The organism is Candidatus Amarobacter glycogenicus, assembly GCF_016704105.1.
Taxonomy (GTDB): domain Bacteria; phylum Chloroflexota; class Dehalococcoidia; order Tepidiformales; family Tepidiformaceae; genus Amarobacter; species Amarobacter glycogenicus.
In genome coordinates, this window is record NZ_JADJAT010000004.1 from 260,223 (window position 1) to 272,324 (window position 12,102).

The 12,102-nt window shown below is 66.2% G+C and carries 12 protein-coding genes; 6 read left to right on the forward strand and 6 right to left on the reverse strand.

The genetic code is table 11. The features are described from left to right. Nucleotides 1–16: 16 nt before the first annotated feature. The 6 genes from IPG14_RS08660 to IPG14_RS08685 all read left to right on the forward strand — a co-directional run bounded on the left by IPG14_RS08660 (nt 17) and on the right by IPG14_RS08685 (nt 5,614). Nucleotides 17–973 carry an ABC transporter ATP-binding protein gene (locus IPG14_RS08660; protein WP_343391532.1) on the forward strand — a complete coding sequence of 319 codons (957 nt, stop codon included), beginning with the start codon at nt 17–19 and terminating at the stop codon, nt 971–973. Next, nucleotides 970–1,704: an ABC transporter permease subunit gene (locus tag IPG14_RS08665; RefSeq protein WP_343391533.1), complete on the forward strand. Its 735-nt coding sequence runs from the start codon at nt 970–972 to the stop codon at nt 1,702–1,704. The genes IPG14_RS08660 and IPG14_RS08665 overlap by 4 nt, the downstream gene beginning before the upstream one ends. Nucleotides 1,705–1,769: 65 nt before the next feature. Continuing rightward, the gene (locus tag IPG14_RS08670; protein ID WP_343391534.1) at nt 1,770–2,450 is read left to right on the forward strand and encodes an AzlC family ABC transporter permease; all 681 of its coding nucleotides are present in this window, start codon (nt 1,770–1,772) and stop codon (nt 2,448–2,450) included. Next, nucleotides 2,447–2,752: an AzlD domain-containing protein gene (locus tag IPG14_RS08675; RefSeq protein ID WP_343388877.1), complete on the forward strand. Its 306-nt coding sequence runs from the start codon at nt 2,447–2,449 to the stop codon at nt 2,750–2,752. Before IPG14_RS08670 ends, IPG14_RS08675 begins: the two co-directional genes overlap by 4 nt. Before the next feature lie 52 nt (nt 2,753–2,804). Further along, nucleotides 2,805–5,435: a preprotein translocase subunit SecA gene (secA, locus tag IPG14_RS08680; RefSeq protein WP_343391535.1), complete on the forward strand. Its 2,631-nt coding sequence runs from the start codon at nt 2,805–2,807 to the stop codon at nt 5,433–5,435. A gap of 47 nt (nt 5,436–5,482) precedes the next feature. Continuing rightward, nucleotides 5,483–5,614: a hypothetical protein gene (locus IPG14_RS08685; protein ID WP_343391536.1), complete on the forward strand. Its 132-nt coding sequence runs from the start codon at nt 5,483–5,485 to the stop codon at nt 5,612–5,614. A 257-nt stretch (nt 5,615–5,871) separates the two neighbouring features. Here the strand turns inward: IPG14_RS08685 and IPG14_RS08690 are convergent, their stop codons facing one another. The 6 genes from IPG14_RS08690 to pheS form a co-directional block, all read right to left on the reverse strand. After that, entirely contained in the window at nt 5,872–7,071 is a 1,200-nt protein-coding gene (locus IPG14_RS08690) for a sialidase family protein (RefSeq protein WP_343391537.1), read from the reverse strand. A 104-nt stretch (nt 7,072–7,175) separates the two neighbouring features. Beyond that, entirely contained in the window at nt 7,176–7,952 is a 777-nt protein-coding gene (locus IPG14_RS08695; protein WP_343383748.1) for a DUF6081 family protein, read from the reverse strand. 45 nt (nt 7,953–7,997) lie between these two features. Continuing rightward, entirely contained in the window at nt 7,998–8,276 is a 279-nt protein-coding gene (locus tag IPG14_RS08700; RefSeq protein ID WP_343383749.1) for a type II toxin-antitoxin system RelE/ParE family toxin, read from the reverse strand. 1 nt (nt 8,277) lies between these two features. Continuing rightward, nucleotides 8,278–8,511 (reverse strand): addiction module protein, encoded by a 234-nt coding sequence (locus IPG14_RS08705; protein ID WP_343383750.1) that lies wholly within the window; start codon nt 8,509–8,511, stop codon nt 8,278–8,280. 21 nt (nt 8,512–8,532) lie between these two features. Further along, nucleotides 8,533–10,953: a phenylalanine--tRNA ligase subunit beta gene (gene pheT / locus IPG14_RS08710; protein ID WP_343391538.1), complete on the reverse strand. Its 2,421-nt coding sequence runs from the start codon at nt 10,951–10,953 to the stop codon at nt 8,533–8,535. Nucleotides 10,954–10,965: 12 nt separating this feature from the next. Continuing rightward, on the reverse strand, nt 10,966–12,021 hold the full coding sequence (pheS, locus tag IPG14_RS08715; RefSeq protein ID WP_343383752.1) for a phenylalanine--tRNA ligase subunit alpha: 1,056 nt from the start codon (nt 12,019–12,021) through the stop codon (nt 10,966–10,968). Nucleotides 12,022–12,102 lie beyond the last annotated feature (81 nt).

The window sequence follows — 12,102 nt, forward strand, 5'->3', positions numbered from 1 at the left end:
CGCCGACTATCCCTACGTGACACCTTCTGCCCCCGCGATCGAACTCCGGTCCACCGGCCGGAACTTCGGGACGCGAGTCGCTCTGCAACCGCTCGACCTGGCCGTCGCGCCGGGGGAGGTGTTCGGCCTCCTCGGCCCGAACGGTTCGGGAAAGACGACGACACTGCGGATCCTGGCGACGCTCATTCGGCCCACGATCGGCAGCGCCAGCGTCCTCGGCCACGATGTCGTCGCCGAAGCGATGGAAGTCCGCCGAGTCATCGGCGTGATGCCCGAAAAGCCGAGCCTCTACGAGCGCCTCACGATCCGCGATAACCTCTCGTTCTGGGCGGACGCACACGCAGTCCCGCGGGTGGATGACGCCATCGCTCGCGCGCTCGAGTTCGTCGGCCTTGGCGGACGCGCCGGCGAGCGGGTCGGGGAACTCTCGAAAGGCTGGCGGCAGCGGGTCTCGCTCGCCCGCGCGATTGTCCATCAGCCGAAGGTCCTGCTCCTCGATGAGCCATCCTCCGGCCTCGATCCCTCCGCGGCGACCGCCATGGAACGGATGATCCGGGAGCTCGTCGCAGGCGGTTCGACGGTCCTGATGAATACCCACCGCCTGGCGGAAGCCGAACGCCTCTGTGACCGAGTGGCCATCCTGCGCCACGGCACGTTGCTCGAACTGGGCACGCCCCGGCAGCTCCGCAACCGTCTTCTCGGCGGCGTGGTCAGAGTCGAGCTGGCCGCGCCGCCGGATACCCGGCTGCAGCACGCCGTGGAGTCCCTTCCCGGCGTCGCCGGTGTCGATTGGACAGGTAACGGCCTCCTATGCCGAGTGGAAGACGCCGGCCGCGACACGCCTCGCCTGGTGTCGGGGCTTGTTGGTGGGGGCGCGCAGATCCTCTCAGTCGTCCAGGCGGGTGACCTCGAGGAGGCGTACCTGGAGCTGATGGCACGCACCGAAACCGCTGTCCTGGAGGCTGCCGCATGACCGCGTTCCCCATCGCCCCACCGGTCCGCGCTCTCGTACGCAAGGAACTCCGCGAATACCGCCACCACCGGATGATCGTCCTCACGGCGACCATCCTCCCGATCGTCTTCCTCATCCTCCCGATGGCGAACCTCGCCCTGTTCGACCCGGACCGTTCAGTCGGCGGCACAAACCTCGCGGTCGGCCAGGCGATGTTCTGCTTCTTCCTCTCGCCGGTGATTATCCCGGCGACGATGGCCGCGTTCGCTGTGATCGGGGAACGCGACCAGGGCACACTCGAACCGCTGCTGACTCTTCCGCTGACCGACCGGCAGTTCCTCGCGGGGAAGGTTATCGCCATCCTCATCCCGACGATCAGCGCTTCGTTCACGATTTACACCGCCTACATGCTTTTTGTGCTCCTCGCAGTCCACGGACCCGTGCGCGAGCCGGTGCTCGACTGGACGTGGCCGATGGGCTTCGTGTTGCTGGCGCCCGCCCTTGCAGCCTTCTCCACGCTGGTGGGGATGGCGTTTTCGGCACGCGCGAAGGACATTCGCGTCGCCGAACACCTCAGCGGCCTCGTGCTCCTGCCGGCCATGCTCCCGGTGATGCTCGTCGTCACCCGGACGATCCCGGCGACGCCGGTTACCTGGCTCGTGTTCGTCACTGCAATCGTCGTGCTCGACTTCCTACTCTGGAGGATGGCGCTGCGCGCGTTCGACCGGGAGCGCGCCATTTCGGCGGTCTGAGGCGACGTGCCGCCGGCGGAGGGCGGCGATAGCGGCTACTCCGGGTTCGTGGTTCGCTCGCAGGCATGAGCAGTGACCGTCCCGCAGCCGGGAAGAAGGCCGGGTTCGCCTACGGTGTGCGGGCGGCGCTTCCGCTCTGTGTCGCACTGGTGGCTTTTGGCGCCTCTTTCGGTGTGCTCGCGCGGGCGAACGGCTTCGGCGTGATGGCGCCGATCGTGATGTCGCTAACGACGTTCACGGGGGCGTCGCAGTTCGCCACCGTCTCGATCCTTGGGGATGGCGGTGGCCTTGGCGCGGCGGTGGTGGCGGCCATCCTCCTGGCGAGCCGGTATCTCCCCATCGGTCTCTCGGTAGCGCCGGTCCTCCGCGGATCGCGCGCCGCGCGCTTCGGGCAGGCACAGCTTGTGATCGACGAATCGTGGGCCGTGGCAAACCGGGGGGACGGCACGTTCGACCGGGGGACGCTGCTCGGCGCCGGGGTAGTGCTCTATCTCTCCTGGCAGGCAGGGACAGTCGCCGGGGTATTCGGCGGCAACTTCCTCGGCGACCCGCGAGATTACGGACTCGATGCCGCCTTCCCTGCCCTCTTCTTCGTGTTGCTGGTTTCGCAGCTCAAGAGCCGCGAGGGGGCAGTCGCCGCACTCGCTGGTGCGGGCATCGCCCTCTTGCTGGTGCCGTTCACGAGAGCCGGGGTGCCTATCGTCGCGGCGTCGCTCGCGTGTTTCGCGGGGTGGTGGCGGCGGTGAGCGACCCATGGATGGCAGTCCTGATCGTTGGTGCAGCCGCCATGGCACTCAAGTCGGCAGGCCCGGTAGTGGCCGGTGGCCGGGAACTGCCTCCTCGGGTGCTCCCTCTCGTCGCCGCGCTCGCACCGGCGCTGCTGGCGGCGTTTGTCGTCACCGGCGCCTTTTCCACGGGTCGCAGCGTCGTCATCGATGAACGGGCGCTCGGGCTCGTGGCGGCCGCGCTCTGTGTCTGGGGGCGTGCTCCGCTGCTGGTTGCGGTGGTTGCCGCGGCTGCGGTGACCGCGCTGGCGCGACTGGTGTAGCAGTCCCGCCTCCTTTTCTTCCGTCTTTCCGCTTTGAAGTACACTGGGCCATATGCCAAAGCTTGGATTCATTGGCCGCCTCCTCGGAGACTCGAACGAGAAGGAACTGAAGCGGCTTTCTTCAATCGTCGATGAGATCAACAGCTACGCGGACGAGATTGCCGCCCTCTCCGATGAAGCCCTCGCCGCCAAGAGCGCAGAGTTCAAGGAAGGCCTGGCAGCCGATGAGACGCTCGAGGACCTGCTGCCCGAGGCCTTCGCCGTCGCCCGCGAGATGTCGCTCCGCAAAGTCGGGGAACGGCCCTACGACGTCCAGCTGATGGGCGGCATCACCCTTCACGAAGGACGCATCGCCGAGATGCGGACCGGCGAGGGCAAGACGCTCACCGCCATCTCCCCGGTCTACCTGAATGCCCTCGCCGGCCGCGGCGTCCACGTGATCACCGTGAACGACTACCTCGCGCGGCGCGACGCGACCTGGTACGGCCCGATCTATGTCGCTTTGGGGATGACCGTCGGCGTCATCCAGAACAACGGCGTCTCGTACATGTACGAACCCGGCTACCGGCCGGGCGAGGAAGGCTCAACAGGCGGCCTCGAAGACCTCCGGCCCTGCAGCCGCCGCGATGTCTACCGCGCCGACATCACCTACGGCACGAACAACGAGTTCGGGTTCGACTACCTGCGCGACAACATGGTCCGCGAATGGGATGACAAGGCGCAGCGCCCCCTCTATTTCGCCATCATCGATGAAGTCGACAACATCCTCATCGACGAAGCTCGCACGCCGCTGATCATCAGCGGCAACGCCGAAGAGGCGAGTGGAACCTACGTCCGCTTCGCGCGTGCCGTGAAGGGTCTCGAAGAAGAACGCGACTTCCAGATCGACCATAAGTCCAAGCACATCGCCCTCACCGAAGCGGGCATCTCTCGGGTCGAGCGCAACCTGGGCATCGAGAACGTCTTTGGCGGCGACCCCCGCCTCGCCCGCCACCTCGAGGCCTCGCTCGATGCGGAGTTCCTCAAGCGAGTCGACCGCGACTACGTGGTGAAGGACGGCGAAATCATCATCGTCGATGAGTTCACCGGACGCCTCATGCCTGGCCGGCGCTGGAGCCACGGGATTCACCAGGCTTGCGAAGCCAAGGAAGGGGTGCCCGTCCAGCGCGAGTCGATCACCTACGCGACGATCACGTTCCAGAACCTCTTCCGCCTGTACGAGAAGCTCGCCGGCATGACCGGAACGGCCGAAACCGAGGCCGAAGAGTTCTCGAAGATCTACAACCTGGACGTGGTGGTCATCCCGACGCACCGCCCGATGGTCCGCGAGGACCACCAGGATGTCGTCTACATCAACGAGCGCGCGAAGTTCAATGCGGTCGTTGGCGAAATCGAGGAGATGCACACCGCAGGCCGGCCTGTCCTGGTTGGCACCACCTCCATCGAGAAGTCCGAATATCTTGCTGGCCTGCTGCAACGAAAGGGCATCGCTCACGAAGTGCTGAACGCGAAGCAGCACGAGCGAGAGGCGCACATCATCGCCGATGCGGGCAAGAACGCGGCCGTGACGATCGCGACGAACATGGCCGGTCGAGGCACCGACATCAAGCTCGGGCCGGGCATCGCGGAGCTTGGCGGCCTTCATGTCATCGGCACCGAACGCCATGAATCGCGGCGCATCGATAACCAGCTGCGCGGGCGCGCCGGCCGCCAGGGTGACCCTGGCTCATCGCGTTTCTTCGTCTCCTTCGGCGACGACATCATGAAGCGCTTCTCGCCGGAGTGGGTGCCCGGGATGATGCAGAAGCTCGGCATGACGGAGGAGATGCCGCTCGAGTCTCGCATGGTCACGCGTGCGATCGAACAGGCCCAGACGAAGGTTGAAGGCCACAACTTTGATATCCGCAAGCGCCTCGTCGAGTTCGACGATGTCATCAACGAGCACCGCAAGCAGATCTACACCCAGCGAGACATGATTCTCCAGGGTGTCGACACGCGTGTGAACGTGATCGATCACATGCTGCTGCCGGAAATCGAGCGGATCACCAAGGGTGTGGCGACGAACGACATCGACTCGCTTGAACTGGTGCGCGCCGAGATTGGCGAGATCCTCCCGGCCGACGATGTCCCGCCGATCCAGGAGATGCAAGACCTCGGCGAAGAGTTGTGCGACGAAATCCTCGACCGCACGGAAGACCGGTACGAGGCCATCGAGGCCGCCATAGGCGAAGAGAGTGTGCGGAAGGTGGAGCACTGGCTCCTCCTCGAAGCGATCGACACGCACTGGCGCGAACACCTCACGGCAATCGAGGAGCTGCGCCAGAGCATCGGGTTGCAGGCATACGCCCAGATCGACCCGCTCGTGGCCTTCAAGCGCGAGGGCCACGACATGTACCAGCAGCTTGTCGCGAACATTCAGCGCCAGGTCGCGCGGACCGTCTTCAAGGTGCGAATCGTCCAGCAGGACGGCCAGGCCGTCGCCTCGCACCCAGCGGCCACGCCGGCGGGCGCCCCGCCCGAAAACGGCGCCGTTTCCGAGCCGGCCGCGAAGAAGGCTGTCCCCGTCCTTGCGAAGTCGACCGGACCGAGCGACGAGCAGATCCGGACGCTCGGTGGGGGTGGTCAGAACGCCCCGAAGGGCAAGGGCAGCAACGCGGCAAAGCGCCGAAAGATGATCCGGTAGGTTTGCCGCCGAACGTGTCGAGCGCATCTTCGCGGGGGTCGGACCGCATGGGCGCCCTCAGCGATCTCGGTCTCACCACCCGCGACGGACCAATCATGATCGTCGCCGCCCCCGACTCGGTGTTGGCCGAAGCGGGAGCGATGAAGCCGCGACCGTCTCATTTGCCTCCACGTTACTGACCGCGGAGCCGGCTGCCCGGCTCGTGTGGTGGCCAGAGAGACGTCACTTCGACCCCCAGACACTTGCTCGGCTCCACTGGCTGATTGGCGCGGGCGGGGGCCAGGCGTGGCTCGTCCTGGATGAGGCGGAGGAGGAGTCGCCATCCGAGGCAGAATTCCTGGGCGCCCTGAGAGGGGCCGGTCTCGCGAGCGGCCCCCCGAGGGATGTTGGCGGTGGAGAACGCGCGTTTCCTGTCGCTCCCGTGGGCTGAATCCGGTCACGAGATCTCCACGACCGCCCGCCAGAGCTGCCCGGTCAGCGCCTCGTCGTTGCCTTCCGGGTGGTGGATCCAGACGGCGTCGGCGTAGCCGTCTTCCCGGATAGTCACCGAGGCGGTAGTGCCGGAAGCTTCGTCCAGCGTTTGCGCTTTGCCCAGGACGCCGTCGGCGGTCCCCGTGACGTAGGCCGCGGCCTTGGTCGTTGCAGCGCGTGCGCTCATGCCTTCGGCCTGCTCCCAGCCGAGGATCATGTTGCCGCCGGCGTCGCAGCTCATTCGAGGGAACCAGCCGTCGCCGACCGTTTGTCCGGCGCCCCATGTGGCACCCCCGTCGGTCGAACGCAGGACCGTGATCTTGCCTTTGCCGTGGTGTGCCAGCCAGACCACGCCGTTGTCACCGACGCAGACGGTCGGGTCGCCCGTGTTCGCCGCGCCAACGACCTGTTCCGGGAGCCAGGTCTTGCCGCCGTCGGTGGACCGGCGCAGGTACACCTGGTACGCCCCGTTGCGGTTGTCCCGCCAGGTCACGTAGACGTTGTTCCCCGAGATGTCGACCGAGGCCCAGACCGGGCCGGCCGTCGAGGTGTCGACCTGGACCGGTTCGCTCCACGTGCCCGTCTTCGGGTCGCGCCGGGCGAAGAGGATGTCGGCGCTCTGTTCGCTGCCGCGGTGCCAGGTGGCGACGACGGTGCCGCCGTCGGCAGCCAGCGAGACACCGGTCGCGCCTGTTGCCAGGACGCTGGGCGCGGTCCATGTCTTGCCGCCATCCTTCGACTCGCTCACACGGATGGACTCCGTGCCGCCCGTGCCTTCGGTCCAGGCGACGACGAGTACACCGTCGGCCGCGGCGATCGCCGTCAGCGACTTTCGGCCGGACGAGCTCGAAATCGGCGTCGCGCCGGTGGCGGGGTCGTAGTGCCAGACGGTCGACCGCTCGGTGATGTAAACGAAGTGCTGGCTGCCATCGTCGGAGGTCACGACCTGGGCCGCGTTGTTGAAGCCGATCGAAGCAGCCTCGCCGGCGGCGGCGACAATCTCCGGGCCGAGAGCGGCGCTGGTCTTCCCCGGGACCTCTTCGGCCGTGCCGTCCGCGGCCACAGCGGGGACTTGTGATTGGGGTACCACTGCCTGACTCGAGCAGGCGACAAGCATCAGGGTGCCCAGGACAAGGGCGAAAGCGCCGGGCCGAACGGGAAACATCGTGATCACCTCGGAGGTTCTTGCCTTCGAGATGGAACGCGCGAGGGACGTGGTGACGGCGCGACGGTGGACGTTCGGTAAAGGGCCGCCGGACGTCGGTGCGGCTACTCCGCTTTCGGCTCCAGAGTCACCTTCATCGGGCTCCACTGGCCCACGACGCCCTGGCCGTGGCAGCTCACGGACTTGCCGTCGAGGATGTCGATTTCGGACATCAGCCCGAGGGCGGCGATGAAGCCCGTGATCTTGTCGGGCACATGGTCATAACGGTCGACGACTTTACCGTCGGCCTCGAACTCGACGAGATCGGCGCCCTGGTCGTAGGTGATGCGGTAGGCGTGGTTCTGGCCTTGCTTCGTGGGGACCGATGCAAGTTCGTTGAAAATGCAGAACGCCCGCGCCAGCCCGGTGTCGGGGACCGCTGTGCCGGGGAACGGCAGGCGTCCGTAGACCGTGGCCACGACATCGCCGCCCGTGAAGAAGTCGAGTGCCCAACCGGTGGTGAAATCGAGGAGGTTCCAGCTGACATAACCATCATAGAGGTTGCCGGGAGCGCACCCCCTGGTGCGGGCGGAGATTTCGATTTCGAAAGTGATGCGGCCGCCCGGCGGGACCTCGAAGCGTTCCCTGGAGAAGTACATGTGCTTGGCGTTGTCGAGGATCTGGACGTTGTTGTTGCCGCGCGTGTAGGGCATGGCCGAGACCTGGAGCCGGCCATTGCGGACGAGGACGAGCGCCCCGGGTTCCCTGTACTGCCAGGTGCTGCCGTCGGGGAGCGCGAAGCCGCCGAGTTCCCACCTGGAATCGGGTTCGAGGATGCGGTGAAAATCGCCGACCACGATCTCCGTGGCGGTGGAGGACTTCTTCGTTGCTTTGGCGGTCATGGCCCGAATCTACCGTGAATGCGCGAACAGCGGTAGCAAGCGCGGTTACAGGCGCTCGCGCCAGTATCCCGGGCGGCGGGATGCGTGGGCGACAGCGAGGATAGTGGCGACGTCATCTCGCAGCCGGTAAATGATCGTGTAGTCCGTGCGACCAATGTTGAGGCGCCTGAGACCACCGTCTATCGGCCGACCAATCTCTGGAAACCGGTGAATAGCCTCGATGACGCGCTCGTACTCGTCGGCGAACCGCTCGGCAACATCGCGGGAGTGCGAAAGGTGCCAGTCGACGGCCGCTTCGAGTTCTGCTTCAGCTTCAGGATCCAACTCAATCCGTATGGGCACGAATCCGCTCACGAAGCCGGTGCGTCACGTCGACCCACGGCACGGCCTGAGTTTCTCCGGAGTCGAGTCGTTCTACCCGCCGTTGGGTTTCCTCGCGCCAATCGGTCGAGAGCTCGAAATCTCCGTCTGCTGCCGAAGGAACGAGCAGCCAGAATTCCGCCCGTTCCTCTGGCGTGAGCGCCTTCACCTGTTCGAGGAGTTCCTGTACGCGGGTCATGGCCTGCATCATACCACCGGCTTAGCTGCCCCTGAGCTCCGCCCCCAGCTCCTTCGAGAGCCGGACCACGAGCCCCTGCTGCACCTTCGCCACGTCGCCGTCGGTGAGCGTCCGGTCGTTCGCCTGGAAGTGCAGCCGCAGGGCCAGCGACTTCTTCCCTTCGGGCACGCCCTTGCCCCGGTATTCATCGAACAGGCCGGCGCTGATGCTGATCGAGCCGCTGCGGTGAGACCGCGCGATCTCGAGCACTCGTCCGGCCGGGACGGCCGCGTCGACGAGCAGCGCGATGTCCTGGCGGACCTCCGGGAACTTCGAAGGCGCCGAGTACTCCGGCCGCTCGGGCAGGTGCCGCACGAGGTCTTCCACCCGGAGTTCGAGCAGGAAGACGGGCTCGTCGATATCGAACATCGCCGCGTGGTCGGGGTGGACCTGGCCGACCACACCGACCGCCTCCTTGCCCGCCCGAACTTCGGCCGTATGACCTTCAAGGAAGCCGAACTCGGTGCGGGGCGCGAATGCCGCCTTCACGCCCATCCCGCGAAGGAGCGACTCGACTGCCCCCTTCGCATCGAAGAAGTCCAGCCGTTCGCCGCCGGCCTGGGCCCAGCGGGTCTCCCGCGTCCCCCCGAGGACGGCGCAGAGGACCGTCCCCTCGTGGGGCAGGTCGGCCTCAATCGGGAGGTACTCGAAGCCGACCTCGAAGACGCGAAGGGCGCCGTCGATGTTGCGGCGGTTCAACGCGTAGGTTTCGAGCACGGAGGGGCGAAGCGATGTCCGCAGGTAGGCATGCTGGGCGGCCACCGGGTTCACCACGCCGAGGGGATTCGAACGCAAGGTGTCGCTCTCGGGGACCATCCGCTTCAGCCGCGCCATGTCGGTCAGGGTGTAGCTAATCGTCTCCTGGAAGCCGAGTGCGGCGGCGAGGTCGCGGACGCGCTCGCGCAATTCGCGCACGGGCGCAACTTCGGGCGCCGGCAATACGCCGCGCAGCATCGTCGTCGGGAGCTTGTCGTACCCGTAGATGCGGCCGATGTCCTCGATCACGTCGTCGGCAATCTCGATGTCCGGACGCCAGTCGGGCGGTTGGACGCTGTACTTGCCGGGCGGCACGAAGTGGCAAACGAAGCCGAGGTCGGTGAGGATCCGGCGCACGTCCTCCGTTGGGACGGCGATGCCCAGGACCTGTTCGATGCGCGCCGCTTCGACGACGACGGTCTTGCGCGGTTCCCTGCCGGGATACATGTCGACCAGCCCGGCCGCGACGGCGCCGCCGGTCAGCGCCTCGAAGAGATGGAGCGCGCGGTGCTGGGCGAACTCCGGCATTTCCATGCCGAGGCCCTTCTCGAACCTCAGCGAGGCTTCTGTCCGGAGCTTCAGGTAGGCGGAGGTCCGGCGGATGCTCCCGGGCCGGAAGTTGGCGATCTCAAGCAGGACGTTTCGCGTGTTCGTGCTCACTTCGCTGTTGCCGCCACCCATGACACCCGCGATGCCGACGGGGCCCTCGCCGTCGCAGATGAGCAGCATCTCGTTGTCGAACTCGCGCTCCACGCCGTCCAGGGTGGTCAGCTTTTCGCCCTGCTTCGCCCGCCGCGCCACGATCCGTTTGCCGCGGACCAGGTCGTAATCGAACGCATGCAAGGGCTGGCCCGTCTCGAGCATGACGTAGTTTGTGATGTCGACGACGTTGTTGATCGGGCGCATGCCGGACTTCTGCAGGCGCTCCTGCATCCACTGTGGCGACGGGCCAATGCTGACGTTCTCGATGAGCGAGGCGGTGAAGCGCCGGCAAAGGTCCGGGTCCTCGATCTCGACCGTAATCGCGTCGGCCACTTTGTGCGCGGACTGGGTATGTGACAGGGCCGGCTGGCGCATCGCCTTTCCGGTGATGGCGGCGGTTTCGCGCGCGAACCCGAGCACGCCGAGGAGGTCCGCCCGGTTTGCCCACGTCGAGATGTCGAACACGATGTCGCCGAGTTCTTCGACAAGCGGCCGGCCAATGGGAGCTTCGGGGCGAAGGACGAGGATGCCTTCGTGATTCTCGCTCAACCCGAGCTCCTTCTCGCTGAGCACCATCCCGGCGGATTCGACGCCCCGGATTGGGCGGAGCTTGAGCTTCGCCCGCTCGCCGGTATGTCCGTCCACGAGTTCGGCGCCCTCGGTCGCGAACGCGATCTTCTGACCGACGGCGACGTTCGGCGCCCCGCAGACGACCTGCTGGCGGCCGTGGCCGGCTTCGACCGTGACCAGCCTGAGCCGGTCGGCGTTCGGGTGGGGTTCGATCGCAACAACCTCGGCGACACGGATGCGCTGAGCGTCCCACTGCGCCCCGATTGTCTCCCAGCTTTCGACTTCGGCCGTGGCGTCGATGAGCAGGCGGGCCAGCTCCGGCACGGGCAGGTCCACGTCGACAAACTCGCGCAACCAGTTCAGTGAGAGTTTCATCTGGAGCTCCTCCTAGAACTGCTGCAGGAAGCGGACGTCGTTGGCGTAAAAGTTGCGGATGTCTTCGATGCCCCAGCGGAGGAGGGCGACGCGTTCGACGCCAAGACCGAAAGCGAAACCGGTGACGCGCGAGCTGTCGTAGCCGGCGGTCTCGATGATCTCGGGATGGACCATGCCCGCCCCGAGTATCTCGATCCAGCCGGTGCCGTGGCAGGTGTGGCATGCCCGGCCATCGCCCCTGCAGATGAAGCAATCGATGGCCATCTCAACCCCGGGCTCGACGAAGGGGAAGTAGCTGTGGTGGAAGATGATCTTCCTGTCGGAACCGAACATCTGGCGCGACCATTCGTAGAGCACGCCTTTGAGGTCCGTCATGCGGACGCCTTCGTCGACGGCGAGGCCCTCGATCTGGGTGAGCATCCATTCGTGCGTCGCGTCGGTGGCTTCCTGGCGATAGCACTTCCCCGGGACGACGACGCGGACGGGGGGCGCGGGCGTCCGTTCGAGCACCCGCACCTGGTTCGGCGAGGTGTGCGTGCGGAGGAGCATGTGGCGCTTGCCCTCGATCAGGGTGTTCACCCAGATCGTGTCCCACATGTCGCGGGCCGGGTGGTCTTCGGGGATGCGGACACCATCGAAGTTGTACCGGTCCCACTCGACTTCGGGGCCTTCCGCGACGCGGAACCCCATGTCGCCGAACGCCTTCAGGCAGTCCCTCATGGTCTGGGTCACGGGATGGAGCCGGCCCAGGACCTGGGGGCGGCCGGGGAGCGTCACGTCGATCGCGGAATCCGTGCTCAGGGCCTTGAGGGCGGCATCCTTCAGGTCCTGTTGCTTTGCTTCGAGGGCACCTTCGAGTTCCTGTTTGAGGCGATTCGCGTTTGCGCCAAAAGTGGCTCGCTCATCGACGGGGCGGTCCTTAATCGAGCGCAGGAGCGCCGTCATGCGGCCTTCCTGGCGCCCAAAGAACGTGATGCGCCACTGTTCAAGCCCGGCTTCGTTGGAAGCCGAAGCGAGCGCCGCCAGCGCCTCTTCGCGCAAGCCCTCGAGGGACGGTTCAACAGACATGGGACTTTGAAGTATACGGCGTCGCTTCGTTTACCGTCCGTGAACCGCGGCGGTCACGCCTGGCCCTACTTCCCGGATACG

Coding starts and splice junctions, on each gene's coding strand:
- IPG14_RS08665 (WP_343391533.1), top strand. CDS start 970: ATGACCGCGTTCCCCATCGCCCCACCGGTCCGCGCTCTCGTACGCAAG.
- IPG14_RS08670 (WP_343391534.1), top strand. CDS start 1,770: ATGAGCAGTGACCGTCCCGCAGCCGGGAAGAAGGCCGGGTTCGCCTAC.
- IPG14_RS08705 (WP_343383750.1), bottom strand. CDS start 8,511: ATGACCCGCGTACAGGAACTCCTCGAACAGGTGAAGGCGCTCACGCCA.
- IPG14_RS08685 (WP_343391536.1), top strand. CDS start 5,483: ATGGGCGCCCTCAGCGATCTCGGTCTCACCACCCGCGACGGACCAATC.
- pheS (WP_343383752.1), bottom strand. CDS start 12,021: ATGTCTGTTGAACCGTCCCTCGAGGGCTTGCGCGAAGAGGCGCTGGCG.
- IPG14_RS08690 (WP_343391537.1), bottom strand. CDS start 7,071: ATGTTTCCCGTTCGGCCCGGCGCTTTCGCCCTTGTCCTGGGCACCCTG.
- pheT (WP_343391538.1), bottom strand. CDS start 10,953: ATGAAACTCTCACTGAACTGGTTGCGCGAGTTTGTCGACGTGGACCTG.
- secA (WP_343391535.1), top strand. CDS start 2,805: ATGCCAAAGCTTGGATTCATTGGCCGCCTCCTCGGAGACTCGAACGAG.
- IPG14_RS08695 (WP_343383748.1), bottom strand. CDS start 7,952: ATGACCGCCAAAGCAACGAAGAAGTCCTCCACCGCCACGGAGATCGTG.